Consider the following 25,936-nt stretch of genomic DNA (forward strand, 5'->3'; position numbering starts at 1 on the left):
CACAACGCCATGTTTCCGGGCGAGCCGGCTCCCTATTCCCCGACCCTGGAAGCCGACAGCCAGCCGCGCCTGCTGCTGGTCGACGACGAACCGCGCCTGCTCTCCTCGCTGTACGAGCTGCTGCGCGACCGCGGCTACCAGCTGACCACCGCCAGCTCCGGCAGCGAGGCCCTGGCCCACCTGTCGCGCCTGCGTTTCGACCTGGTCCTGCTCGACCTGCGCCTGCCCGACATCGGCGGCCACGAGATCATGGACTTCATCAACGAGAAGGGCATCAACGCCGACGTGATCGTGATGAGCGGCGAAGTGGGCATCGAGGCCGCAATTGGCGCGCTCAAGCGCGGCGCCTACGATTACCTGCGCAAGCCCTATTCGCGCGAAGAGCTGCTGGCGACCGTCGCCAACGCGCTCAAGGGCCGCCGCCTGGCGCTCGAGAACCAGCGCATGGCCAACCAGCTCGACGCCTCGGAGAAGATGTACCGCTACCTGGTGGACTCTTCGCCGGACATCATCTATACCCTGAACCACGAAGGCCGCTTCACTTTTGTGAACGACCGCGCCTACCAGCTGCTGGGCTATTCGCGCGACGAGCTGCTCGGCAAGCACTATTCGCTGCTGGTGCACGAGGAAGACCTGGAGCGCGCGCGCTACGTGTTCAACGAGCGCCGCGTCGACGAACGCGCTTCGCGCAACGTCGAGCTGCGCCTGAAGTGCCGCGGCGGCAACAGCCAGGACCGCACCTTCAACAACACCCTGATGACGATCTCGCTGAACGCGATCGGCATGCACGTGCCCGACCAGGAAGTGAAGAAGCTCGAGTTCTTCGGCACCTACGGCGTGGCGCGCGACATCACCGACCGCAAGCGCGCGGAAGAAGTCATCTCCTACCAGGCCTACCACGACATCCTGACCGACCTGCCGAACCGCATCCTGTTCAAGGATCGCCTCGGCCTGGCGGTGATCCAGGCCAAGCGCAAGAAGACCGAGCTGGCCGTGATGTTCATCGACCTGGACCGCTTCAAGCTGGTCAACGACACACTCGGCCACGTGAAGGGCGACGAGCTGCTGCAGCAGGCCGCCACGCGCCTGAAGGATTGCCTGCGCAAGGGCGACACCCTGGCGCGCCAGGGCGGCGACGAATTCACCATCGTGCTGCCGGAACTGCGCGACCGCGACGACGCTAGAATCATCGCCGACAAGTTCCTCGAGACCCTGCAGCGTCCATTCGACCTGGACGGCCACGAAGTGCACATCTCGGCCTCGATCGGCATCGCGATCTACCCGACCGACGGCGAGTCGATCGACGAGCTGCTGCGTCACGCCGACATCGCCATGTACCAGGTCAAGGCGCTCGGCAAGAACGGCCACAGCTTCTATCACACCTCGATGCTGGACGTGTCGCACCAGAAGATCGCCCTCGAGCAGGCGCTGCGCCGCGCGCTCGAGCAGGACGAGCTGGAGATGTACTACCAGCCGCAGATCGACGCGCTCACCGGCCGCATCGTCGGCGCCGAAGCGCTGATGCGCTGGAACCACCCGACCCGCGGCGTGCTGTCGGCTGGCGAGTTCCTGCCGTTTGCTGAAGAGAACGGCCTGATGCTGCCGATCTCGGACTGGATGATCGGCGCGCTGTGCCGCGACATGCTGCAGTGGAACGCCTCCGGCACCGACCACGTGCGCCTGTCGCTCAACCTGTCGCCGCAATACCTGGACCGCGGCGACTTCTTCGAGAAGATGCGCAACGCGCTGGTGCGCTACGCTATTCAACCCGGCCAGATCGAAGTCGAGATCACCGAGAACATCTGCATCCGCAATCCGCAGTATGCGATCGAGCAGCTCAACAAACTGTGCCAGCTCGGCGTGTCGGTGGCGATCGACGACTTCGGCACCGGCTATTCGTCGCTCTCCTACCTGCACCGCTTCCCGATCCACACCGTCAAGATCGACCAGTCCTTCGTGAAAGAGATCCACGAAGAGGGCGGCCACTATCCGGTCATCCTGGCGATCATCTCGATCGCGCGCGGCCTGGGGCTGAACCTGATCGCGGAAGGCGTCGAGACCGAGGAACAGGCACGCTACCTGCGCGCCAACGGCTGCATGACGATGCAGGGCTACCTGTACTACCGCCCGATCCCGCTGGGCGAATTCATCAAGTCGCTGCGCACCCAGCCGACCCTGTTCGGCCTGCGCGCCATCCAGGCGTAAGCCATGGTCGAGATCCCCGCTCAGGCCGGCGATACGGAAGCACGCCATACGGCGGAATTCCTGCGCCTGAAGGGGATGGCCGAGCGCGGCGTGCCGACCGCCCAGCACAGCCTGGGCTTCATGTATGCCAGTGGCCAGGGCGTGCCCCAGAACTACGAGCTGGCGGTGGCCTGGTACCGGATGGCGGCCAGCGCCGACCTGGAACTGGCCCAGTACAACCTCGGCGTGATGTACCAGAAGGGCCAGGGCGTGGGCCAGGACTATGGCCAGGCCGCTTACTGGTACCGCCGCGCCGCCGAACAGGGCTACGCGCCGGCGCAGTACAACCTGGGCTGGCTGTATGCGAAAGGGCAGGGCGTGACGGCCGACGTGCAGCAGGCGCTGCACTGGTTCAGCCAGGCGGCCGACCAGGGCGAGCCCGGCGCCCAGCACAACCTCGGCATGATGTACGAGACCGGCAAGGGCGTGCCCCAGGACCAGGATGCGGCGACCGTGTGGTACCGCCGCGCCGCGGAGCAGGGCTATGCGCGCTCGCAGTTCAGCCTCGCGCTGCGCAGCAGCGGCGCGCAGGCCATCGACTGGTTCCGCAAGGCGGCCGAGCAGGGCTACGCCCCGGCCCAGTTCAACCTTGGCCTGCGCTTCGACAAGGGCCAGGACGTCGAGCAGGACGGCGCCTGCGCGATCCAGTGGTACGGGCGCGCCGCGCAGCAGAATCACGCCAGTTCCCAGTTCAACCTCGCCCTGATCTACGACAGCGGTCAGGGCGTGCCGCGCGACGAAGCGCTGGCCCTGCACTGGTACCGCCGCGCCGCCGAACAGGGCCACGCGGGCGCCCAGGACAACCTCGGCGTGCGCTACGAGCACGGGCAGGGCGTCGAACGCGACCCGAGCCAGGCGGCGCACTGGTACCGCGAGGCGGCCGAACAGGGCATGCCCTCGGCCCAGTACCACCTGGGCCAGCTTTACGACGCCGGCAGCGGCCTGCCGCACGATCCGGCCCAGGCGGTGCACTGGTATCGCAAGGCGGCCGAACAGGGCCACCTGCGCGCCCAGTTCGACCTCGGCCTGCGCTACGAAGGCGGCGTCGGCGTGGCGCGCGACGAAACCCAGGCGCTCGAATGGTACCGCCGCGCGGCGCATCAGGATTACGCGCCGGCCCAGTACATGGTGGGCGCGCTGCTCGACCGTTCCGAACATGGCGACCCGCGCGAAGCGACCGACTGGTTCCACAAGGCGGCCGACCAGGGCCACGCGCTGGCGCAGTTCGAACTGGGCCTGCGCCACGACTGCGGCAAGGGCATCGAGCGCGATTACGAAGCGGCCCACTTCTGGTACCTGTGCGCGGCGCGCCAGGGCCATGCGCGGGCGCAGTTCAACCTCGGCGTGATGTATTCGGCGGGGCAGGGCGTGCAGCGCGACCTGGTCCAGGCCTATGCCTGGGTGCAGCGCGCCGGCGGCGCGGGCGTCGCCGCCGCCTCCAGCTACCTCAAGAAAATCGCGGCGCGCATGGAGCCGCAATTGCTGGCGCAGGCGCAGTCCTTCTCCTGACGCGGTCAGGCTGTTCAAACCTGATTTGAACGCGTGGGCGGGAGACCCGCCCACCCTACGTATGTATCTATTTCTACTGGCGTCAGCGTAGCGCTTCCTGTAGGGTGGGCGGGTTTCCGCCCACGCGGTCAACCAGCGCGTGATCGGACGGGACGCATACATACAACAACTGTCCACGAGACGCCCCATGAAAAAACTCGCTCTGCCCCTCCTGCTCGGTCTCGCAGCCGCAGCAGTCCTGCCTTCCCACGCCGCCGCACCGACCACCACCAGCAAATCCACCGTCTTCGACCGCAAGGCCTACAGCATCGAACATAAAAAATTCGTGCTCCCGAACGGCCTGACCCTGCTGGTCCACACCGACCACAGCGTGCCGGTGGTAGGCGTGAACATGTGGTACCACGTCGGTTCGCGCAACGAAAAGCGCGGCAAGACCGGCTTCGCCCACCTGTTCGAACACTTCTTCTTCAACGGTTCCGAAAACTATCCGCACGGCTTCCGCGAGGCGATGGACGACCTCGGCGCTAACAACCGCAACGGCACCACCAACACCGACCGCACCAACTTCTTCGAAGACGTGCCGGTGTCGGCGCTGGAGCGCACCCTGTATCTCGAATCGGACCGCATGGGCTTCCTCGGCAACTACATTTCGAAAGAGATGCTCGAGCGCGAGCGCGGCGTGGTGCAGAACGAGAAGCGCCAGGGCGAAAACCAGCCCTACGGGCGCGTGTGGCAGGAAATCGGCGCCAAGATGTACCCGTATTCCCACCCGTACTCGTGGTCGACCATCGGCAGCATGGAGGACCTGCAGGCCGCGTCGCTGGACGACATCAAGGAGTGGTACCGCACCTATTACGGCCCGAACAACGCGGTGATCTCGCTGGCCGGCGACATCACGCCGGAGCGCGCCTATGAGCTGGTCAACAAGTACTTCGGCGCGATCCCGCCGGGTCCGGCGCTGCCGCGTACCGAAAAATGGATCCCGCAACTGGACCGCAACATCCGCGACGAGATGGAAGACCAGGTGCCGCAGGTCCGCATCTACCGCGCCTGGCACGTGTCGACCTGGAAGGACGCCGACACCGCGCGCCTGAACCTGCTGGCCGGCGTGCTGGCCGGCTCGAAGAGCGCGCGCCTGACCAAGCGCCTGGTGTACGACAAGGGCTGGGCCACCAGCGTCTCGGCCGGCGTCAACGATGCGGAACTGGGCGGCACCTTCAACCTGATCGCCACCGTCAAGCCGGGCGTCGATCCCCTCGAGGTCGAACGCGAGATGGACCGCATCCTGGCAGAGCTGCTGGACAAGGGCCCGCTTGATGCGGAACTGAAACGCGTGAAGACCAGCGACCTGGCCGACTTCTCGCGCAGCCTGGAGCGCCTGGGCGGCTTTGGCGGCCGCTCCGACGTGCTGGCCGAGAGCATGACCTACGGCGGCAAGCCGGACGCCTACCTCGACCGCCTCGAGACCTTCGCCACCAGCAGCGCGCAAGACGTCAAGGCAGCCGCCAACCGCTGGCTGCGCGCCAACCACTACACCATGACGGTGCGCCCGGCGCCCAAGCTGGCCGCCGCCAAGTCGACCATCGACCGCAAGGTCCTCCCGAGCCTGGGCGATGCGCCCGACGTCAAGTTCCCGGCGCTGCAGCGCGCCCAGCTCAAGAACGGCCTCAAGGTGGTGCTGCTGGAGCGCCATTCCGCCCCGATCTTCAACGTCTCGCTGGCGATCGATGCCGGCGCCGCATCCGACAGCAGCGCGAAAGCCGGCGCCGCCTCGCTGGCGCTCGACCTGCTGGACAAGGGAACCAAGACCCGCGACGCCTTTGCGCTGTCGGACGCGCTGGAAAACCTGGGCGCGCGCATGTCCACCGGCACCGGCCAGGACATGTCCTACGTGCGCCTGCAGGGCACCAGCGCCAACCTGGCGCCCTCGCTCGCGCTGATGGCGGAAGCCGCGCTCACCCCGAGCTTCCCGCAGGACCAGTTCGCGCTGTCGAAGAGCCGCCGCATCGCCGTCATCGGCCAGGAGAAGGCCCAGCCGAACAGCCTGGCGCTGCGCCTGGTGCCCTCGGTGCTGTACGGCGCCGAGCACGCCTACGGCAAGCCGGCCACCGGCTACGAAGGCAGCGTGCAGGCCTTGAATCGCGACGACCTGGCCGCATGGCATGCCACCTGGTTCAAGCCCGGCAGCGCCACCATCATGGTCGCCGGCGACACCACCATGGACAAGCTGCTGCCGGCACTCGAAGCGAGCTTCGGCAAGTGGCAGCAGGGCCAGGCCCCGGCCAAGAAGATGAGCAGCGTGCCGCCGACCCAGGGCAAGCGCCTGATCCTGGTCGACAAGCCGGATGCGCCGCAATCGACCATCGTCGCGACCCACGTGTCGCAGGCCTACGGCCAGCCTGAAGACCTGGCGATGGAACCGGTGATGGCCAACTTCGGCGGCATCGCGACCTCGCGCCTGAACCGCAACCTGCGTCTCGACAAGCACTGGAGCTACGGCACCCAGGCGCGCCTGTCCGAAGTGCGCGGCCAGCGTCCCTTCATCGTGATCGCGCCGGTGCAGACCGACAAGACGATCGAGGCGATGCGCGAAGTCCAGAAAGAGCTGCGCGGCGTGGCCGGCGAACGTCCGCTGGTGGGCACCGAGTACGACAGCATCATGCGCAACGTGACGGCGCGCCTGCCGGGCCGTTTCAGCACGCTCGATGCGCTGGAATCGGCCGGCCTGTCGGCGGTGAACCTGGGCCTGGCGGACGACTACTGGAGCAAGTACGCGGCCAACGTGCGCGCGCTCACCCCGCAGCAGCTGGGCGCGGCATCATCCAAGTTCATCAAGCCGGACGAGGTGGTGTGGATGGTGATCGGCGACCTGCGCAAGATCGAGGCGGGCGTGCGCTCGCTCGGCTGGGGCGAGGTGAGCGTGGTGGATGCGGACGGCAAGCCGCTGCGCTGATCTGAACTTGTTGTAAGGGAAAGCCCGGTCCGATGACCGGGCTTTTTTTCGTTCTGTCCCTGCTTTGAACCGGAAAGCGTGGCGCACCGTTGACCCCGTTCGCCCTGTGCTTGCGCCGCGATAGTATACTGTATGCCCATACAGTTCAGCCATCGCGATGGAACTTACCGACAAGCTCGAAATCCTGGCCGACGCCGCGAAATACGACGCGTCCTGCGCCAGCAGTGGCGCACCGAAACGTTCGTCCGAAGACAAGGACGGCTTCGGCGCCACCACCGGCATGGGCATCTGCCACAGCTACACGCCGGACGGCCGCTGCGTCTCGCTGCTCAAGATCCTGCTCACTAACTTCTGCATCTACGACTGCCAGTACTGCATCAACCGCCGCACGTCCAACGTGCCGCGCGCCCGCTTCTCGGTCGAGGAAGTGGTCAAGCTGACCCATGACTTCTACGTCCGCAACTACATCGACGGCCTGTTCCTCAGTTCGGGCATCATCCAGTCGGCCGACTACACCATGGAGCAGCTGGTTGCCGTGGCGCGCCAGCTGCGCGAAGTGCACAAGTTCCGCGGCTACATCCATCTCAAGACCATTCCCGACGCCGACCCGCTGCTCATCGAGGAAGCGGGGCGCTGGGCCGACCGCCTGTCCGTCAACATCGAGCTGCCGACCCACGACAGCGTGACCCGCCTCGCGCCCGAGAAGAACGTCCACACCATCAAGCTGGCGATGGGCTCGATCCGCCGCAAGCTGGACGAAAAGGCCGAAGAACCGAAGGCGCCGAACTTCGCGCCGGCAGGGCAGAGCACCCAGATGATCGTCGGCGCCGACGCCAGCGACGACCACACCATCCTGAATACCGCCGAGACGCTCTACGGCAGCTACAAGCTCAAGCGCGTGTACTACTCGGCCTTCAGCCCGATCCCGCAAAGTCCCAAGAGCGTGCCGGCCGCGCCCCCGCCGCTGCTGCGCGAGCACCGCCTGTACCAGGCCGACTTCCTGCTGCGCGGCTACGGCTTCACGGCGGGCGAACTGATGCCGCAGTCGGGCAACCTGGCGCTCGACGTCGACCCCAAGCTGGGCTGGGCCCTCAGCAACCGCGAGCACTTCCCGATGGACCTGAACCGCGCTGACGAGACCATGATCGCGCGTGTGCCTGGCATCGGGATCCGCAACGCCAAGCGCATCGTGGAGCTGCGCCGCATCCGCCGCATCCGCTGGGAAGACCTGTCGCGCCTGCGCTGCAGCATGAAAAAACTGGCGCCTTTCATCGTCACGGCCGACTACAAGCCGGCGCAAGGCGCGGCCAGTTCCCACCTCCTCAGGCGCCACCTGGCCGACGCGCCCGAGCAGATGAACCTGTGGCCGGAACTGCAGGCCGCATGAAGCCTGCCACCACCCTGGGCATCGCTGTCACCGGCGGCCGGGCGCTGGTGGTGAACGACTTCGCCGAATGGCGCGAGGCGGCGCGCGAGCTCTTGACTGCGGGCGTGCCGCCGGAAGCGGCGAACTGGGGCAGCCTGGAAGGCGGCGACCTGTTCTCGGGTGCGCCTGCCGCCGAGCGGCCGGACGATAATGCGGGCATCCCATTAGATACCGCGCAGTCGCCGAAACCAAAGCTGCCAGCTGCGCCGCGCCTGCCGCGATCCCTGCTGGAGATGCTGCAGCAGGCCGCCTGCTTCCGGGCCCCGGACCGCTGGGCTTTTCTCTACCGCGTGCTGTGGCGCTGGACGCAGGGCGAGCACGATGTGCAGTCGCCCGCCGACCCGGACGGCGCGCGCCTGCATGGCATGGTCAAGGCGGTGCGCCGCGAGGAGCACGACATGCATGCCTACATCCGATTCCGCGAGCGCCCGGAACACGCCGGTCCGCCGCGCTTCGTCGCCTGGTTCGAGCCGCGCCATGACGTGCTGCCGCAGGTTGCCCAGCACTTCGTGGCCCGCATGGGCAAGGTGAGCTGGATGATCGCCACGCCCGACGCCAGCGTGCTGTGGGATGGCGCCACCTTGCACAACACCGGCCCCCTGATGTCGAGCGCCGCCGATCTTGACGACCAGGGCGAAGCGCTCTGGCTCACCTACTACCGCAGCATCTTCAACCCGGCTCGCGTCAACGCCCAGCTGATGCAGAGCCACATCCCCTCGCGCTTCTGGAAGAACCTGCCCGAAGGCGCGATCGTGCCTTCCCTGGTGAGCCAGGCCGAACTCGGAGCGCGCAAGATCGGACAGGTACAGGCGGTCGGCCGGCGCAGCGGTGCGACCATCCCGATCAGCGCCGAAGCGGCGCAGCCGGACCGCGAGCAGCCCTCCAAGCTGGACGAATGCCGGCGCTGCGACCTGTGGCAGTACGCCACCCAGGCCGTGGGCGGCGAGGGCTCGAAACGTTCGCCGATCATGATCGTGGGCGAGCAGCCGGGCGACCAGGAAGACCTGGGCGGCAAGCCCTTCGTCGGCCCGGCCGGCAAGCTGCTCGACCGCGTGTTCGCAGAAGCCGAGGTCGACCGCAAGGCCATCTACCTCACCAACGCCGTCAAGCACTTCAAGTGGGAGCCGAAAGGCAAGCGCCGCATCCACAAGACCCCGGCCCAGCGCGAGGTCGAGGCTTGCCATTACTGGCTGGAGAAGGAACTGGCGGCGGTCAAGCCGAAGGTGATCGTCGCCATGGGCTCCACCGCGCTGAAGTCCGTCATGCGCAAGGGCACCGTCACGCTCAAGGACTTCCTCGGGAAGCCGGTGCGCGTGGACGGCTGCTGGGTGGTGACGATCTACCACCCCTCCTACGTGCTGCGGGTGCCGGACGAAGCGTCCAAGCACGAAGCCTTCTCCGTCATGGTCAAGGGATTGAAGCTGGCGCACGAACTCCTGGACCGGCCCGATGTACCGGAGCCCGACGAAATTTGATGGATTTGCCGTTTGTTGCGCCGACGACGCACGATGGTAAAAATTGTCTTATCGAAGTCTTCACAATTTTGTGAATATTCACATTCTTCTCTTAGAATTTCCGTACGGCATTAATTGCTGAGCGGTGGGGAAGGCTTGAGTCTCCGCCGGATTTCGACGAGACCACCATGAATTCCCTGATTTCCCGGCTGCTGCCGGTTTGCCTGCTGGCTGCCGCGCCAGCCCTCCACGCCGAGGACAGCAAGGCCGCCCCGGGCGCGCTGTCCCTGACGCCCACCCTCTCGTTCACCTCGCAGTACGTGTCGCGCGGTATGCGCCAGACCTGGGGCCGGCCCGCGCTGCAGGCCGGCCTTGACGTGACCCACCCGAGTGGCTGGTCCTTCGGCACCTGGACCTCGACCGTGAGCGATCGCTTCATCGAGGGCGGCCGCGTCGAATGGGACCTGTACGGCGGCTACGCCGGCACGCTCGGGCCGCTCGGCTACAGCCTCTCGCTGGTGCACTACCGCTATCCGGGCGCCCGCATCCAGGCCACCAACACCCGCTACGACTACACCGAACTGGTGCCCGGCCTGAGCTTCCAGTCCTTGTACCTGAGGTACTACCGCACCGTGTCGCGCGACTTCTTCGGCATCACGGATGCACGCGACACCGGCTACCTGGACCTCGGCGTCAACCATGAACTGGGCGGCGGCTACACGCTCAACCTGCATCTGGGCGACGGCCGCGTCGCCGGCGCCGGCAATGCGGCCTGGGACTGGCGCGACGCCAAGGCGGGCGCTACCAAAACCTTCGACGGCGGCTGGAGCATCGCCGCTGCCTACACCCGCGCCTGGGGCGCCACCGACGCTTACGACCGCTACACCACGGGCGTGCCGCGCGCCGACGGACAGCCGGCGATATCCAATCCCGCCAAGGGCACGTTCGCCGTGAGCGTCGCCCGCAGCTTCTGAGAACCGAGAGAGAAACCATGAACAAGCAAGCAAAGGCAAGCGATGCACAGCATGGCGCGCGCCGTTTTTCCCTGTCCCTGAGCGCCAAGATCTGCGTCACCGCCACCGTGCTGGTGATCGCCAGCATGGGCGTGACCTCGGCCTTCATCGCCGTCAAGAACAGCGAGAGCGCCGAGGAGGCCGCGATGCGCGAAGCGCGTACGCTGACGCTGGAAGCATCGGCCCTGCTCAAGAGCCGGATCGCGGCCAACCTGTCCACCATCCAGAGCGTGGCCAGCTCGCTGGCGGCGACGCAGGGCGCCGGCCAGGCCTTGAGCCGCGAGCAGGTCGGCGCGGTCGTGCGCGCCGCCCTGGCGGGTTCGGAAGACTTGATCGGCAGCTCGGCAGCTTACGAGCCGCAGGCGCTGGACGGCCGGGACGCGGAATTCGCCGGCCAGCAGCCCATGTACGACGCCACCGGCCGCTACATGCCTTACTGGAACCGCGGCGCGGACGGCAAGATCAAGGTCGAGCCCATCGTCTTCGTCACCACCCCGGGCGGCAACGACTGGTACGACGTGCCGAAGGCCACCGGCCGCTCGCACTTCACCGAGCCCTACCTGTACCCGATCAACGGCAAGGACGTCGCGATCGCCTCGCTGGCAGCGCCGATCATGGTGGACGGCCAGTTCAAGGGATCGGTCACCGGCGACTTCCCGCTGTCCACACTCGGCATGATGCTGCGCGAGATGCACGTCATCGACCAGGGCACGCTGGCCCTGATCTCGAACCGCGGCCTGTACGCCAGCAACAAGAACCACGCCCTCAACGGCAAGAAGGCGGACGACCTGCCGCCCGCCGCGCTCGAAGCGGTCAAGCAGGGCAAGGCCTACGAGTACATCGACGACCAGGACGTGGTGCACGTGCTGCAGCCGCTCCAGATCAACAAGGACATCGCGCCCTGGGCGATCTCGCTGGCCTTCCCGCGCAGCGTGGCGACCGCGCCAGCGCGCGAGCTGGCCGGCTACGCGGCCCTGGTTTCGGTGCTGTGCGCCGCTCTGGCGGTGATGGTGATGGTCACCGTGCAGCGCCGCCTGACCCGTCCGCTGCGCGTGCTGGCCGCGACCATGACCGATCTGTCCTCGGGCAATGCCGACCTCGGCGCCCGCCTGGCGGTGCGCGGCAACGACGAACTGGCACAGATCGCACGCGGCTTCAACGGCTTCATCGCCAAGATCCAGGACGTGCTGCTGCAGGTGCGCACCAGCTCGGACGCGGTCGCCACCGCCTCAAGCGAAATCCGCCAGGGTAACGCCGACCTGTCGGTGCGTACCGAACAGCAGGCCGGCGCGCTGGAGGAAACTGCCGCGTCGATGGAAGAGCTGAACAGCACCGTCAAGCAGAACGCGGACAACGCGCGCCAGGCCAACCAGCTGGCCGGGTCGGCCAGCGAGACCGCCGTGCGCGGCGGCGAGGTGGTGGCCCAGGTGGTCGACACCATGGCATCGATCAGCGACGCGTCGAAGAAGGTGGTGGACATCATCGGCGTCATCGACGGCATCGCCTTCCAGACCAACATCCTGGCGCTGAACGCCGCGGTGGAAGCGGCGCGTGCCGGCGAGCAGGGCCGCGGCTTCGCGGTGGTGGCCACCGAGGTGCGCAACCTGGCGCAGCGCAGCGCTGCCGCCGCCAAGGAGATCAAGGTCCTGATCGGCGACTCGGTCGACAAGGTCAGCATGGGCACCATGCTGGTCGAGGACGCCGGCAAGACGATGGACGAAGTCGTGGCCAGTGTGCGCCGCGTGAGCGACATCGTGGCCGAGATCAGCGCCGCCAGCGCGGAGCAGAGCAGCGGCATCGGCCAGGTCAACCAGGCCATCGTGCAGATGGACGGCGTGACCCAGCAGAACGCGGCCCTGGTCGAGGAAGCGGCGGCCGCCGCGGAAAGCCTGCAGCAGCAGGCCGCGACCCTGGTCGAGCTGGTGGGCGCGTTCAAGCTCGATGGCGACGGCGGCGCTTCGGTGCCGGCACGCCGCGGCGTGACGGCTTCGACGCCGGCATTGCTGGCCATGCGGACGGCATGAAATTGCGCCGGGCCCGGACGCTTAAGTCGGGGCTCATATTGCAGAGCTAAGCTTGACGGACAACCAACAACAAGGGTGTCCTGATGTTCAAACTTGCGATCCTTCCGCTGTGCCTGGCCTTGTGCGCAGGGCCTGCTTCAGCCCAGACCATCGATGCGGGCGCGCCGCCGGCGGCGGCCTCCGCTTCCACCGACAGCGCGCCTGGCGCGCCCGAACAGATCCTGGTGGTCGGCCAGAAGCCCGGCCCCGGCATGTGGAAGGTGAGCAAGGACGGCCACGTGCTGTGGATCTTCGGCACCTATTCGCCGCTGCCGGTCAAGATGGACTGGCGCTCGCACGAAGTCGACGCCGTCATTGGCCGCTCGCAGGAATACCTGCCGCCGCCGATGAGCAAGCTCGAACTGTCCTACTTCCAGACCGCGCTGGCGCTGCCTTCGCTCATCGGCGTCAACAAGAACCCGGACGGCGCCACCCTGCGCGACGTGCTGCCGCCCGAGGTCTACGCGCGCTGGCTGCCGCTCAAGGAAAAGTATCTGCCCAAGGGCGACGAACGCGAGCGGCCGATCATCGTGGCCAACCGCCTGTTCGGCGCCGCGATGAACAAGGCGGGCCTGACCTCGAGCACCGACGTGCGCAAGCAGGTCGAGAAGATCGTCGACCAGAAGAAGCTCAAGGTAACCCGCACGACCCTCGAGCTGAAGGTCGACAATCCGCGCGAGGTGATCAAGGAATTCAAGAAGTCGCCGCTCGACGACCTGGCCTGCTTCTCCGCCACCCTGGCGCGCCTGGAAACCGACATCGATGCGATGCGGCTGCGCGCCAATGCCTGGGCCAAGGGCGACATCGAGGGCATCCGCAAGCTCGACTTCGTCGATCACCAGGAGAGCTGCAGCAACGTGATCCGCAACAGCGCGGTCCTGCGCGAGCATCCCGCCTTCCAGGGGGCCGAAGGAAAGCTGCGCGCCCTATGGCTTGGCAACGCCGAAGCGGCGCTGGCGAGGAATGGCTCGACCTTCGCGATGCTGAGCATGAAGGACATCCTCGATCCGAAGGGCCTGGTGGCGGCGCTGGCGGCGAAAGGCTATAAGGTCGAGCAGCCCGAGTGACGTTGATCCGGTGTCGAAAAACTTTACAGCAGCGCCGGGTTGCTGCGACGCCGAATAGATGGCGTCAGCTAAACCTTTGTTTCTAAAGTTTAATTTCTTACGATAAATTTCTGGCATGTTAGTTGCTTGAATCTCCACAAAATTTACTTTTGGGAATTCCATGAAAATCGTATCGCGTTTGGGCATGAGCCTGCTGCTGGCCGGCGTCTCGGCATTCGCCGCCGCCGCACCTGTGGTCCCGGATTATTCGACCTTTGGACCGCTGCCGCAGGCCACCTATGGCGGCTCGGGCATTCCGAACAACCCTTCGGCCATCACGGTGCGCGAAGGATTCACCCTGGGCCTGACGGCGCACCAGCGTTTCAGCGGTCCGAATCTGGGCAACGATGGTTCCGGTACCTTCTTCGCGAACCTGGGCACCACCAGTTCGCCTTCCGGTCTGCAGGGTTCGACCTGGAACGTGGGCTATTACATCAAGGTCGACCAAGACTCGATCGCCGATAGCGGCCTGAGCTTCAAGCTGCTGTACGACTTCGATACCGGCATGGATACCGACGAGGCGCAACTGGGCGTCCTGAACCTCAGCGCGATCTTCCCGTTTGGCGCCGGCGGTTCTGCAGCGGATGTCAAGCAGGATTCCCAGAACCTGCTGTTCGGCTACCTGGCCGTGCCTTCGTTCTTCGTAACGCCGCCACCGGGCGCCTTCGACCCGAACGCGAGCGGCCAGTACAGCTTTGCCCTAATCGCCTATAACGGCCAAGGCGACGAACTGGGCCGCAGCGCCATCAATGTGCAAGTTCGCAACCTGCAAGCCGATGTGCCGGAACCGGGTGTGTTCGCGCTGCTGGGTCTCGGCGCCGCCGGCCTGGCTGCTGCACGCCGCCGCAAGCAGCAGGCCTGAGTCATCGCTTAAGTTGTCAAGCATGCGTGGACCCGCGTAGAATGCGGGGCACGCGGGTGTAGCTCAATGGTAGAGCAGAAGCTTCCCAAGCTTACGACGAGGGTTCGATTCCCTTCACCCGCTCCAGTCTTCAGGACGCCGCCGCCGACAAGGCCAGCTTGTCGCGCACGGCAGCCAGGTAAGTCCGGCTGACCGGCACTTCCCCTCCATTCCTCAGTACCACCACCGTCCGTCCGCCATCACGCCGCAGCGCTTCGCCTGCGCCATGCGCCACCCACCAGCTCCGGTGCACCTGCATGCCTGCCGCATTGCCGAGCTCGTCCAGCGCATCGGACAGGCGCATCAGGATCAGGTCTGATCCTGATGCCGTCACGACGCGCAGGTAGTGGTCCTCGGCGCCGAGCGCGAGCAGGTCTTGTCCCAGGTGTGCCGGAAGGCGCCTGAAGAAGGGCGCAAGCGGGCTCGCGTTAGCGGCGGGCGCCGGCGTTTCCGGCAAGGTCGCGACCGTGTCCGCAGGCACGCGCCGTAGCAGCAGGGCGGACAGCGAAGGCTGCAGCCGCGTCAAAAACAGGAACATCACCAGCTGGACCAGCGCCACGGTGCCGAACAGGCTCGGGAACACCGACAAGGGCAGCGGATGTGCGCGCGTCAGCGACTCGACCCAGGCCACCGCCAGCGTGGTCGGCACGCTCGATACCAGCGTCACCGTCGTCAAGACCCAGCGATGGCGCAGGCCGGACCGCACGGCCGTCACGGCATGCGCTGCCAGCAGGATGTTCAGGTAGCCGACCAGCACCAGCCCGATCCAGTAGGCATAGCGCACCGGCACGCTCAGGTCGGTGTAGGTGCCAAAGGGGCCGAGCACCGCGAAGCACAGCGCCAGGCCCAAAACGCTCGCCAACTGCGTGAGCAGCAGGGACGGATTCATTTCACGCTTCGTGAACTGCATGGGTAGGCGACTGGCGAAAAAGGGATGTCGATCGGCGAAACCACGCTGGCCGGCTGCTGGCGTGGTCAATACAGTGGCCATTCTAACCGCAAGCACCTGGCCTGCCGAGGCCTTGGTCTCGCGCTTCCCATCGATCAACTGGAGAATCCATGAAACGCCTTTTCACCATGCATACCTGTGCCATCGTCCTGCTGTCCGCCGTCTCCCTGGGCGCCGGCGCGGCGGACGGCGCGTCCCAGCCAATCGCGACGTCCACCGTATCGAGCCAGCTCGCCGCAACCATGAGCGCCCTTGCCGACCGCAGCGACGAGGTCTGGAACCGGCGCGACGCGGCCGGCATGACTGCGCTGTATGCGCCGGACGCCACCACGACCATCGGCAGCCCGATCCGGCTCAAGGGCCAGGCCGAGATCCTGGCCCACTTCACCAAGTCCTTCGCCAGCCTGCCGGAAGGGATGACCCACCGCACCGTCGTCAAGCGCATCGAGACCGTTGGCGACCTGCTGGCCATCGACAGCGCGGTGTCGATCGAGGTGCCGGACGGCGCGCAGGGCAAGCGCGTGGTGCGCGAGTTCTTTACCTTCGCGCTGGTGCGCCCAAAAGCGGGTGGCTGGGAATTCGTCGCGGTGCGCGCGACGCCTCTGGGCGCGGCGCCGCGCGCCAACGGATAAGCGAGCGCGGTATGCTCGCTCCCTGTCCGACCACCGACAAGGAGCGCCCGCATGTCCCTTGTTTCCCGATCGCGCCGCCGCCTGCTCGCGTCCTTGCTGGCCCTGCCGGCTTTTGCCCATGCCCAGGGCCGCCCGGCGCTGCTCACCCGCGCCATCCCTTCATCCGGCGAGCAGTTGCCGCTGGTAGGGCTGGGCAGTTGGATCACCTTCAACGTCGGCCGCGATGCCGCCGCGCGCGCCGAGTGTGCGGCTGTGATGCGCCAGTTCTTTGCGAGTGGTGGACGACTCATCGATTCGTCGCCGATGTATGGCTCGGCCCAGGACGTGATCGGCGAAGCCGTCGCGAAACTCAAGCCGGCGCAGCTGTTCTCGGCCGACAAGGTGTGGATCGGCGAAGGCGCCCAGGGCCCGGCCCAGGCCGAGACCTCGCGCCGCCTGTGGAGGATTCCCCGCTTCGACCTGCTGCAGGTGCACAACCTGCTCGCCTGGGAAGCCCACTTGCCCATGCTGCTGCGGATGAAGCGCGAAGGCCGGCTGCGCTACGTCGGCATCACCACTTCCGAAGGGCGGCGCCATGGCGAGATCGAGAAAATCATGGCCAGCCAGCCGATCGACTTCGTGCAGGTCTCGTACAACCCGCTCGACCGCGAGGTGGAGCAGCGCATCCTGCCGCTGGCGCGCGAGCGGCGCATCGGCGTGATCGTCAACCGGCCGTTCCGCCAGGGCGACCTGACCCAGGCCTTGCAGGGCAAGCGCCTGCCCGGCTGGGCCGCGGAGATCGGCTGTACCAGCTGGGCCCAGGCCCTGCTCAAGTTCATCGTCGCGCACCCGGCTGTGACCTGCGCGATCCCCGCCACCTCCAGCGTCGCCCACGTGCGCGAGAACATGCTGGCGTCCACCGGAGCGCTGCCGGACGAAGCGCTGCGCCGCCGCATCGCCCAGGACGTCGAAAGGCTGGCATGAGCGAGTGGTGGACGTATTCGCTGTCGGACTTCCTGATGTTCTCGGCGCGGACCTACTATCGCCAGTTCGCACTGATGAACCGCGAGTGGTGGCCGCTGCACCTGCTGGCGTTCGCCGCGGGCATCGCGCTGCTGGTCTGCATGCGGCGCGCGGGCGGCGCGCGGATCGGTTTCGCCCTGCTCGCCGTAGCCTGGGCGTGGACGGGCTGGGCCTATCACCTGCAGCGCTACGCCGACATCAACACCGGTGCGCCGTATTTCGCGGCCGGCTTCTTCCTGCAGGCGGCCCTGCTGGCCTGGATGGCGCAGCGGCCACAGGCGCCGGTTGACCATCGCGGACATGTGGCGCTGGTACTGCTCGTCGTGGCGCTGGCTTATCCTGCGCTGGCGCCGCTGAACGGCCGCGCCCTGGAGCAGGCCGAGATGTTCGGCTTCGCACCCGATCCCACCGCCGTGGCCACGCTGGCCGCCTTGCTAGCCTGGCGCGCGCGGTGGCCGCTGTGGGTGATTCCCTTGCTGTGGTGTGGCGCCAGCAGCGCGACCCAGCACGAGCTGCACGCCGCCCAGGCCTGGCTTCCCGCAGTCCTGGCCCTGCTGGCGCTGGGATGGCGGTTCAGGCGCTGAGCAGGTCGCCCGAGCGGAAGGATTCGGTGCCGGCGATTTTGCAGACGTGCATGCCGCGCAGCAGGTGGCGGTGCGCGGTGCTAGCGAACAGCAGCCCGGGGTGTTCGGCCGACAGGGTCGTCACCTGGCCGCTGACCGGGTTGACGATGTCCGCCACCGGCTCGCCCGCTTCGACCAGCTCGCCCAGGCGCTTGTGGAACACCAGCACGCCCGCATGCGGCGCCGACAGCGGCTCGACCGCGTTCAGCGGCGTGGCGCGGCATGGCGTTTCCGGCAGCGGCTCGAGAGGGATGTCGAGCACGCCCGAATGGCCTAGGTATTGCAGCAGGGCGGCGGCATCCAGCCGCGCGTAGTCGTAGCGCACGTCGTTCTCGCCGCGCAGCTCGACCGTGACGGCGGCGCAGGCCGGCGGGATGGCGGCGCCTTCGAAATGGTCCGCCAGGTCCCACCACAGGCGGCTGCAGGCTTCATCGAACGCTTCGCCACCGGAGGCCTTGGCCACCAGCAGCACGCGCGCGCCCAGCAGGGCGGTCAGCGGCGCCACGGTCTCGACCAGCGGGGTGCCGGTGTACATGTGCATCAGCGCCTCGTTATCGCAGTGCAGGTCGAGCACGATGTCGGCGTCGATCGCCAGCGACAGCAGGGTTTTCTTGAGCGTCTCGGTGTCGTCCTTGGGTTCCCAGGTGGCGACGTGGCGGCGCGCTTCTTCCCGGATCAGGGCGACGTTGGCATCGATGTCGCTGCCGAGCCGGCCCTCGAGCGACTTTTTCAGCTCGTCGGCGACGTGCTTGTAGGCGCGGTTGAAGTTGGTGCCGGACTTGAGGTCGTAGCGGCCGAACGGCGTGCCGTGCACGACCTGGGAAAGCCCGATCGGGTTGGCCGCCGGCACCAGGATGACTTCGCCCTTGACGCGGCCTTCCGCATCCAGGCGCTCCAGCTCCTGGCGCAGCACGTGCGCCACCAGCATGGCCGGCACCTCGTCGGCGTGGACGGCGGCCTGGATGTAGACCTTCTTGCCGCTGCCCGGGCTGCCATAGTGGAATGAGGTCAGCTGGGCGGTGGCGACGTTCTCGTCGACGGCAATCGGGTGTTTCAAGGAATGCATGGGAAGAGGCTCCGGTACGCGGCAGTGGCGAAAACACGATTATGCGCGAATCCGCCGCCCGGCTTCGCACGCCCTGCCTGGGCTATAATGACAGCCGTTTTTCCCTCACTACCATCCCCATGTCTGAAGAAAAGCCTACCAACGGCCCGGCGCGTTCCATGCTGTACGATCCGACCGAACACCGCATCCGCAGCTTCGTCACGCGGGCCGGGCGGCTGTCGACCGCCCAGGCGCGCGCGCTCGAGGAGCTCGGTCCCAAGTATCTGGTCGAGTACAAGAAGGAGACCCTCGACCTGGAGCAGGCTTTTGGGCGCAGGGCGCCGGTCGTCCTGGAAATCGGTTTCGGCATGGGCGACACCACCGCGCACATCGCGCGCCTGATGCCGGAGAAGGATTTCATCGGCGTCGAAGTGCACACGCCGGGCGTGGGCAGCCTGCTCAAGCAGATCGGCGAGCAGGGCATCGAGAACCTGCGCCTGATCCAGCACGACGTGGTCGAGGTGCTGAACCACATGATCGCGGACGGTTCGCTGGCCGGCGTGCACGTGTTCTTCCCGGACCCGTGGCACAAGGCGCGCCACAACAAGCGCCGCCTGATCCAGAGCCCGTTCGTGAAGGTCCTGTGCGACAAGCTGGCGCCGGGCGGCTACCTCCACTGCGCCACCGACTGGGAAGACTACGCAGTGCAGATGCTGGAAGTGCTCGGCAACGAGCCACAGCTGCAGAACACGGCCGAAGGCTACGCGCCGCAGCCGGCATACCGGCCGCTGACCAAGTTCGAGAACCGTGGCCTGAAACTGGGCCACGGGGTCTGGGACCTGGTGTTCACCAAGAAGTAAAGCAGGCGCGCCACACGGCGCGCTTTTTTTATGCCTTGTGCGAACGGCGCGCGTACAGGCCGAAATACACGATCACGGCGTAGCACAGCGCCGGCACGATCAGCGACATCTTGAGGCCGGCGGCATCGGCCGCGAAGCCGGTGATGAGCGGCACCACGGCGCCGCCGACGATCGCGACGCAGATCACGCCCGAGCCTTCCGCCGCGCGCTTGCCCAGGCCTTCGCAGGCGAGCGTGAAGATGGTCGGGAACATGATCGAGTTGAACAGGCCGATGGCCAGCAGCGACCAGCCGGAGACCGCGCCGGTGGTGTTGGCGGACACCAGCAGCAGCGCGATCGTCACTGCCGCCGCACAGGCGAGCACCTTACCCGGCGAGAACAGGCGCAGCAGCGCCGCGCCGATGAAGCGGCCCACCATCGCGCCGCCCCAGTACAGCGGCACGTGCTTGCCCGCTTCTTCCGCACCCATCCCCAGCACGCTCGACTCCATCAGGTAGTTGACGATGATCGAGCCGATCGCCACCTCGGCGCCGACGTACAGGAAGATGCACAGCGCGCCAAGCGCGAAGCGCGGCTGCTTGAGCAGGTCGAAGGCGTGCAGGATGTTCTCCGACGGCGCCGCCGTTTCCACCAGCTTGCGGCGGTTCATCCACACCGCGCCGCCCAGCAGCGCCAGCGCGATCGCCAGGCCGATGTAGGTGTTCACCACGACCCGGGTTTCTTCCTGGCGGTAGGCGTCGAGCGCCGCGCCGCTCAAGGTGGACACGTCGACCGTCGCCAGCGAACCGAGAATCAGGATCGCGCCCACGTAAGGGAACACGGTGGTGCCGAGCGAATTGAAGGCCTGAGCGAAGGTCAGGCGGCTGGACGCCGTCTGCGGCTTGCCCAGCATCGAGATCAGGGGATTGGCCACCACCTGCACGATGGTGATGCCCGAGGCCAGCACAAACAGGGCCAGCAGGAAGGTGACGAACACGCCCGAGTAGGAGGCCGGGATGAACAGCAGGCAGCCTGCCGCCATCGTCAGCAGGCCCACCACGGCCGAGCGCATATAGCCGATGCGCTGGACGATGCTTGCTGCCGGGATCGAGACGAAGAAGTAGGCGGCGAAGAATGCCGACTGCACCAGCATCGCCTGGGCATAGCTGAGCGTGAACAGGTCCTTCAGTTTGGGGATGATGACGTCGTTCAGGCTGGTGATGCCGCCGAAGACGAAGAACAGCGCAAAGACGAAGGTTTGCAGGCTGGCGGCATTTTGCGGGACGACAGCTTCTGCGCCGTCCTTACTGGGTGCTGCGGTGGTGCTGGTGGGAGTGGGGATGGCCATGTGGTGTCTCAGGGTTGAACAGACTTAACCCTAGACACTACATCATCTCGTTGATGATGGCGACAATTTCGTCGCCGTAGGAGACCAGCTTCTTCTCGCCCACGCCGGAGACGCCGCGCAACGCGTCCAGCGAGCCCGGTTTGACCTTGGCGATTTCGCGCAGGGTCGCATCCTGGAACACGACATAGGCCGGCACCCCGTGCTCGCGCGCGGTGCCCATGCGCCAGGTGCGCAGGCGCTCGAAGATCTGCTGCTCGGAGCGCGACAGTTCCAGTTCCTCGTAGCCGCTGCTGCGCGAGGAAGACGGCCGTTTGGCCTTGACCGGTTTCTGGTACTGGCGCAGCTGCACCTTCTGCTCGCCCTTGAGCACCGGGCGCGCGGCGTCGGTCAGCTTGAGCGAACTGAAGGCGTCGTGGTCGACGGTGACGAAGCCGAGCGCGATCGCCTGGCGTACGATGGCGCGCCATTCCTGCTCGGAGCGGTCGGCGCCGACGCCGTAGACGGTGAGTTTGTCGTGGTGCCACTGGCTGATGCGCTCCGTCTGCGCGCCGCGCAGCACGTCGATCACGTGGCCGGCGGCGAAGCGCTGGTCGACCCGGTAGATGGCCGACAGCAGCTTTTGCATCGGCACCGTGCCGTCGACCTGGATCGGCGGGATCAGGCAGGTGTCGCAGTTGCCGCAGGGGCCGGAGCGCTCGCCGAAGTAATCCAGCAGGCGCATGCGCCGGCACGACAAGGTTTCGCACAGGCCGAGCATGGCGTCGAGCTTCATCGACAGCACGCGCTTGAAGGTCTCGTCGGCCTCGGATTCGTCGATCATCCGGCGCTGCAGTACCACGTCCTGCAGGCCGTAGGCCATCCAGGCGCTGGCCGGCAAGCCGTCGCGGCCGGCGCGTCCGGTCTCCTGGTAGTAGCCCTCCAGGCTCTTGGGCAGGTCGAGGTGGCAGACGTAGCGCACGTCCGGCTTGTCGATGCCCATGCCGAAGGCGATGGTCGCGACCATCGTGATGTTGTCTTCGCGCAGGAAACGCGACTGGTTGGCCGCGCGCACGCTGTACTCCATGCCCGCGTGGTAGGGCAGGGCCTTGATGCCGTGCTCGTTCAGGAAGTCGGCGGTCTCCTCGACTTTTTTCCGCGACAGGCAGTAGACGATGCCGGAATCCTGCGGATGCTCGCTGCTGATGAAATCGAGCAGCTGCTTGCGGCCGGTGGTCTTCTCGACGATGGAATAGCGGATGTTCGGGCGGTCGAAGGACGAGACGAACTTGCGTGCATCGTCGAGCTGCAGGCGGTGCGCGATTTCTTCGCGGGTCTGCTGGTCGGCGGTCGCGGTGAGGGCGATGCGCGGGATGGTCGGGTAGCGCTCGTGCAGCACCGACAGCCGGATGTATTCGGGACGGAAGTCGTGGCCCCACTGGGACACGCAGTGCGCTTCGTCGATCGCGAACAGGGAAATTGGCGAAGCGTCGAACAGTTCCAGGCAGCGCTGGGTCAGCAGGCGCTCGGGCGCGACGTAGACCAGGTCGATCTCGCCGCTGCGCACCAGGCGCTCGATGCGCAGGGTTTCCTCGAAACTCTGGGTCGAGTTGAGGAAGGCGGCGCGCACGCCGACTTCTTCCAGCGCGTCGACCTGGTCCTGCATCAGGGCGATCAGGGGCGAGACGACCACGCCCACCCCGTCGCGCAGCAGCGCCGGGATCTGGTAGCACAGCGACTTGCCGCCGCCGGTGGGCATCAGGACGAGTGCGTCGCCGCCGCTGGCCACGTGCTCGACGATCTCGGCCTGCTGCCCGCGGAAGGCGGGATAGCCGAAGACCGTCTCGAGGACGTGGAGGGCGCGCGCGCCGATATCGGAAGTCATGCTGAAGCTGTTTCTAGGGTTTTGCCTGGTGTTAGCTTATTCCGCCCAGGTCACCAGGTTGAAGTGCGCGGTCACGAGTACGACGATACCGAATACGATACGGTACCAGGCGAAGATCGTGAAGTCGTGCGTGCTGATGTAGCGCAGGAGCCAGCGCACGCACAGGAAGGCCGAGGCGAAGGCCGCCAGGCCGCCCAGGCCGAACATCGGCAGGTCGGCCATCGACAGCAGGTGGCGCTCCTTGACCACCGAGTACACGGTGGCCGCGAGCAGGGTCGGAATCGCCAGGAAGAAGGAGAATTCGGTAGCCGCCTTGCGCGACAGGCCGAACAGCATGCCGCCGATGATGGTCGCGCCCGAGCGGCTGGTACCCGGGATCAGGGCGAACGCCTGGGCGATGCCCACCTTCAGCGCATCGATGCTGCTCATCTCGTCCACGCTGTCAACGCGCGCCACGCGATCCTTGCCGGTATGGCGGCGTTCCACCCACAGAATGATGAGGCCGCCGACGATGAAGGCGGTCGCGACCGGCACCGGCGCGAACAGTTCCGCCTTGATCGCCTTGTTGAACAGGAAGCCAAGCACGGCCGCCGGCAGGAAGGCGATGATCAGGTTGAGCACGAACTTCTGCTGCTTCGGATCGGAACCGAGGCCGGACAGCACACGTGCGATGCGCTGGCGGTATTCCCAGATCACGGCCAGCATGGCGCCGGCCTGGATGGCGATCTCGAAGACCTTGACCTTCTCGCCGGTAAAATTCAGCAGGCTGCCCGCCAGGATCAGGTGGCCGGTGGAGGAAATCGGGAGGAACTCGGTAAAGCCCTCGACCAGGCCCATGATGATCGCCTTGATGGCGAGAAGAATGTCCATGTATGCGTAACGATGAATTCGGCTGGGAAAGGATCGTGTTGGGAAAGACGACGGGGTCGAAGCTTAACATGATCACAACAGGCGACGTCGCCCGCCGTGTCCGGTCCAAGATTGTACCGCGCGGGCGTTGCCGCAGGGTTATCCCATCGGCATGCCCACGAAATTCTGTCGTGCGCCGTTCGCGCAAACGCGTGCTACACTCATTCGCATGAGTATTCCTGACTCAACCGCATGAGCATTTTTGTTGTCCTCATCCTTGCTGCGCTCGCCTGGGCGGCATTCCACGGTTGGCAAAGCCCCAACGCCTTGCGTTACCGACCCTGCCAGGGCCGGGCCTGGCGCAGCACATTCCCTGGTGCTTCGCGGCGCGAGATCCGCGACTTCCTGTCTGTCTTCGTGTCCGCCTTCTCTTTCCGCGAAAGCGAGCAGCTGCATTTCCGTCCTGATGACGAAGTGCTGGGCATCTACCGCGCGATCAACCCGACGCGCTGGCTGCCGGATGCGGCGGAGCTGGAGCGGCTGGCGCGGGCGCTGCGTGACAAGTACGGGCTGATGCTCGACGATATCTCCTACGAAGGCCTGACCCTCGGCGGGCTGTTCCAGCGCGTGCACCAGGCGAGAGGCGACTCCGCAGCCGCCTGATCCAGCAAAAAAAAGCGAAGCCCCCGGGCTTCGCTTTTCATTTGGGGCGCCGCTCAGTGCTGCCTGCGGCGGCGCGCCAGTCCCAGTGCGCCCAGCGCTACGCCGAACAGGGCCATGCTGGCCGGTTCCGGCACCGCGGTGCCGTACACGTCGAGCTTGGCGGAGAGCAGATTGAAGTTGTGCGCGCCAAGTCCTTCTTCCGCAAACCACAGATACATCTTCTCGTTGGCGGCGATCGTGTTGAACACGCTGCCGCCATTAGCGGCGTTGAAGGTGAACTCCTGGGTGGTCCCGGCGGCGCCCACTTTCGACATGGCCATCAGGTTGCTGCTGGCCACGGTCGTCGACTGGGCGAAGCGTACCCGCCAGTCTTCTAGGAAGTTGTTGGTGCTGTTGAACGACAGCGTCAGTGTCAGGTGGTCGAGGCTGGTGTAGTTGAGCGAGGAAAAATCAAACACGTCGTAGAAGCGCTGCGTGCAGCTGCCGCCGTCGCGCACCGTCACGGAATTGCTGTTCAGGGTATCGCAGGAGCCGGAACCGGTGCTGGCGGGGCCTTGGCCGGTGCCGTAGGTCTTGCTGACCGTGCCCAGCTGTACCACGGCGGCATTGGCGCCGGATACCGTCGCGGTCAGCAGCAGGCCGGCGAAGGCGGCTTTCAGAACGTTCTTCATTGCTTTCTCCCTAGTCGTTGGACACTGCTCTGGGGCAGTACGCTCTGGGTAGCAACATTTATGCCTTCAAGATAACTTCAGGTTAATCAAAGACATAACAGAGTTGTCTTTTGGAAATGTAAATTTCCCCGACAAGGCACATTTCATCCGGCGCGGGTAAGCCTGACGGCTTGTTTTGTTGCCAGCTCAGCACTATGTGGGTGCCATGCTCAAACAAAAGCTCAACTGGAAACGGCCGCTGTTCTACGCCCTGCTGCCGATCTTCTTCGTGATGGCCTTTCTCGGCTTCCCGCTGCCAGTCGGCCCGCTGCCGGCCACCAAGCCGGCCCAGGAGCAGGCGGTCGTCGTGAAAAAGAAGAAGAAGCGCTTCACGCTGCTCGTGCCCGGCGCCAGCCAGGACGAGACCGAGGACTAGGGCGCCGTCGCGCGTTCCAGTTGGTCCAGCCAGAGCATTGCCTGTTGGCGGCTGGACCCACACATCTCGGACGAGGGCTGCAGCCCGCCGCAGACGGCCGGACGCTCCGGACGTCCGAAGATGCGGCAGCGCTCGTCCTCGCCCAGCTGCACGCAGCGCACGCCGGCCGGCTTCCCGTCGGGCATGCCGGGGATGGGACTGGTGATCGACGGGGCCGTGCAGCAGGCGCCGCACTTGTCTCTGCACTGCATTTGGGGAAAGTAGAACGGGAAAGAAGGGCGGAAGTATACCCTTGCTGCGCCTGAAGCGGGCGCGTCGCCCATCGTTTTCCTGCTACGTTGCATCCATCGCACATCGTCAGCAGGAGGCC

At 66.2% G+C, this 25,936-nt stretch carries 22 protein-coding genes and 1 tRNA gene; 16 read left to right on the top strand and 7 right to left on the bottom strand.

The window, feature by feature from the left end:
• Nucleotides 1-9: 9 nt before the first annotated feature.
• From GV068_RS17355 to GV068_RS17400, 10 genes are all read left to right on the top strand, one after another.
• Nucleotides 10-2,205: a bifunctional diguanylate cyclase/phosphodiesterase gene (locus GV068_RS17355; RefSeq protein ID WP_229464566.1), complete on the top strand. Its 2,196-nt coding sequence runs from the start codon at nucleotides 10-12 to the stop codon at nucleotides 2,203-2,205.
• 3 nt (nucleotides 2,206-2,208) lie between these two features.
• Complete coding sequence (locus GV068_RS17360) at nucleotides 2,209-3,753, top strand: SEL1-like repeat protein (RefSeq protein WP_159700517.1); 1,545 nt, start codon at nucleotides 2,209-2,211, stop codon at nucleotides 3,751-3,753.
• Between the two features lie 187 nt (nucleotides 3,754-3,940).
• On the top strand, nucleotides 3,941-6,706 hold the full coding sequence (locus tag GV068_RS17365; protein ID WP_159700520.1) for a pitrilysin family protein: 2,766 nt from the start codon (nucleotides 3,941-3,943) through the stop codon (nucleotides 6,704-6,706).
• A 157-nt stretch (nucleotides 6,707-6,863) separates the two neighbouring features.
• The gene (locus tag GV068_RS17370) at nucleotides 6,864-8,093 is read left to right on the top strand and encodes a putative DNA modification/repair radical SAM protein (RefSeq protein ID WP_159700523.1); all 1,230 of its coding nucleotides are present in this window, start codon (nucleotides 6,864-6,866) and stop codon (nucleotides 8,091-8,093) included.
• On the top strand, nucleotides 8,090-9,607 hold the full coding sequence (locus GV068_RS17375) for a UdgX family uracil-DNA binding protein (protein ID WP_159700526.1): 1,518 nt from the start codon (nucleotides 8,090-8,092) through the stop codon (nucleotides 9,605-9,607). Before GV068_RS17370 ends, GV068_RS17375 begins: the two co-directional genes overlap by 4 nt.
• A 167-nt stretch (nucleotides 9,608-9,774) precedes the next feature.
• Nucleotides 9,775-10,560, top strand: a complete 786-nt coding sequence (locus tag GV068_RS17380; protein WP_159700529.1) for a TorF family putative porin — start codon at nucleotides 9,775-9,777, stop codon at nucleotides 10,558-10,560.
• A 17-nt stretch (nucleotides 10,561-10,577) separates the two neighbouring features.
• On the top strand, nucleotides 10,578-12,623 hold the full coding sequence (locus GV068_RS17385; RefSeq protein WP_229464284.1) for a methyl-accepting chemotaxis protein: 2,046 nt from the start codon (nucleotides 10,578-10,580) through the stop codon (nucleotides 12,621-12,623).
• Nucleotides 12,624-12,706: 83 nt separating this feature from the next.
• Nucleotides 12,707-13,729 carry a TraB/GumN family protein gene (locus tag GV068_RS17390; protein ID WP_159700532.1) on the top strand — a complete coding sequence of 341 codons (1,023 nt, stop codon included), beginning with the start codon at nucleotides 12,707-12,709 and terminating at the stop codon, nucleotides 13,727-13,729.
• A gap of 160 nt (nucleotides 13,730-13,889) precedes the next feature.
• The gene (locus GV068_RS17395; RefSeq protein ID WP_159700535.1) at nucleotides 13,890-14,630 is read left to right on the top strand and encodes a PEP-CTERM sorting domain-containing protein; all 741 of its coding nucleotides are present in this window, start codon (nucleotides 13,890-13,892) and stop codon (nucleotides 14,628-14,630) included.
• 52 nt (nucleotides 14,631-14,682) lie between these two features.
• Nucleotides 14,683-14,756 (top strand) — tRNA-Gly (locus tag GV068_RS17400).
• Nucleotides 14,757-14,760: 4 nt separating this feature from the next.
• On the opposite strand, the gene GV068_RS17405 is transcribed toward GV068_RS17400, so the two are convergent.
• Nucleotides 14,761-15,558 (bottom strand): LytTR family DNA-binding domain-containing protein, encoded by a 798-nt coding sequence (locus GV068_RS17405; RefSeq protein ID WP_159700538.1) that lies wholly within the window; start codon nucleotides 15,556-15,558, stop codon nucleotides 14,761-14,763.
• Between the two features lie 170 nt (nucleotides 15,559-15,728).
• Between GV068_RS17405 and GV068_RS17410 the strand changes: the two genes are divergently transcribed.
• Genes GV068_RS17410 through GV068_RS17420 form a run of 3 tightly spaced genes read left to right on the top strand, consistent with a single transcriptional unit; the run spans nucleotide 15,729 to nucleotide 17,836 of the window.
• Nucleotides 15,729-16,250 (top strand): SgcJ/EcaC family oxidoreductase, encoded by a 522-nt coding sequence (locus tag GV068_RS17410; protein ID WP_159700541.1) that lies wholly within the window; start codon nucleotides 15,729-15,731, stop codon nucleotides 16,248-16,250.
• 51 nt (nucleotides 16,251-16,301) lie between these two features.
• The gene (locus GV068_RS17415) at nucleotides 16,302-17,213 is read left to right on the top strand and encodes an aldo/keto reductase (RefSeq protein WP_159700544.1); all 912 of its coding nucleotides are present in this window, start codon (nucleotides 16,302-16,304) and stop codon (nucleotides 17,211-17,213) included.
• On the top strand, nucleotides 17,210-17,836 hold the full coding sequence (locus tag GV068_RS17420) for a DUF6064 family protein (RefSeq protein ID WP_159700547.1): 627 nt from the start codon (nucleotides 17,210-17,212) through the stop codon (nucleotides 17,834-17,836). The genes GV068_RS17415 and GV068_RS17420 overlap by 4 nt, the downstream gene beginning before the upstream one ends.
• On the opposite strand, the gene GV068_RS17425 is transcribed toward GV068_RS17420, so the two are convergent.
• Complete coding sequence (locus GV068_RS17425; RefSeq protein ID WP_159700550.1) at nucleotides 17,826-18,941, bottom strand: succinylglutamate desuccinylase/aspartoacylase family protein; 1,116 nt, start codon at nucleotides 18,939-18,941, stop codon at nucleotides 17,826-17,828. The two genes, GV068_RS17420 and GV068_RS17425, sit on opposite strands and share 11 nt — an antisense overlap.
• A gap of 158 nt (nucleotides 18,942-19,099) precedes the next feature.
• Between GV068_RS17425 and trmB the strand changes: the two genes are divergently transcribed.
• Nucleotides 19,100-19,780, top strand: coding sequence for a tRNA (guanosine(46)-N7)-methyltransferase TrmB (gene trmB, locus GV068_RS17430; RefSeq protein ID WP_159705175.1), 681 nt, complete (start codon nucleotides 19,100-19,102; stop codon nucleotides 19,778-19,780).
• Between the two features lie 28 nt (nucleotides 19,781-19,808).
• On the opposite strand, the gene GV068_RS17435 is transcribed toward trmB, so the two are convergent.
• Genes GV068_RS17435 through GV068_RS17445 form a run of 3 tightly spaced genes read right to left on the bottom strand, consistent with a single transcriptional unit; the run spans nucleotide 19,809 to nucleotide 23,838 of the window.
• Complete coding sequence (locus GV068_RS17435) at nucleotides 19,809-21,107, bottom strand: sugar MFS transporter (protein WP_159700553.1); 1,299 nt, start codon at nucleotides 21,105-21,107, stop codon at nucleotides 19,809-19,811.
• A 37-nt stretch (nucleotides 21,108-21,144) separates the two neighbouring features.
• Entirely contained in the window at nucleotides 21,145-22,968 is a 1,824-nt protein-coding gene (gene recQ / locus GV068_RS17440; RefSeq protein WP_159700556.1) for a DNA helicase RecQ, read from the bottom strand.
• A 36-nt stretch (nucleotides 22,969-23,004) separates the two neighbouring features.
• Nucleotides 23,005-23,838 carry an undecaprenyl-diphosphate phosphatase gene (locus tag GV068_RS17445; protein WP_159700559.1) on the bottom strand — a complete coding sequence of 278 codons (834 nt, stop codon included), beginning with the start codon at nucleotides 23,836-23,838 and terminating at the stop codon, nucleotides 23,005-23,007.
• Nucleotides 23,839-24,069: 231 nt separating this feature from the next.
• Between GV068_RS17445 and GV068_RS17450 the strand changes: the two genes are divergently transcribed.
• On the top strand, nucleotides 24,070-24,480 hold the full coding sequence (locus GV068_RS17450) for a hypothetical protein (RefSeq protein WP_159700562.1): 411 nt from the start codon (nucleotides 24,070-24,072) through the stop codon (nucleotides 24,478-24,480).
• Nucleotides 24,481-24,533: 53 nt separating this feature from the next.
• Here the strand turns inward: GV068_RS17450 and GV068_RS17455 are convergent, their stop codons facing one another.
• Nucleotides 24,534-25,151, bottom strand: coding sequence for a PEP-CTERM sorting domain-containing protein (locus GV068_RS17455; RefSeq protein WP_159700565.1), 618 nt, complete (start codon nucleotides 25,149-25,151; stop codon nucleotides 24,534-24,536).
• Between the two features lie 205 nt (nucleotides 25,152-25,356).
• Between GV068_RS17455 and GV068_RS17460 the strand changes: the two genes are divergently transcribed.
• Nucleotides 25,357-25,566, top strand: a complete 210-nt coding sequence (locus GV068_RS17460) for a hypothetical protein (protein WP_159700568.1) — start codon at nucleotides 25,357-25,359, stop codon at nucleotides 25,564-25,566.
• Here the strand turns inward: GV068_RS17460 and GV068_RS17465 are convergent.
• Nucleotides 25,563-25,817: a YkgJ family cysteine cluster protein gene (locus GV068_RS17465; protein WP_159700571.1), complete on the bottom strand. Its 255-nt coding sequence runs from the start codon at nucleotides 25,815-25,817 to the stop codon at nucleotides 25,563-25,565. The genes GV068_RS17460 and GV068_RS17465 overlap by 4 nt on opposite strands.
• Nucleotides 25,818-25,936: the final 119 nt, after the last annotated feature.

This window comes from Massilia sp. 9I (assembly GCF_902506415.1).
Taxonomy (GTDB): domain Bacteria; phylum Pseudomonadota; class Gammaproteobacteria; order Burkholderiales; family Burkholderiaceae_D; genus Telluria.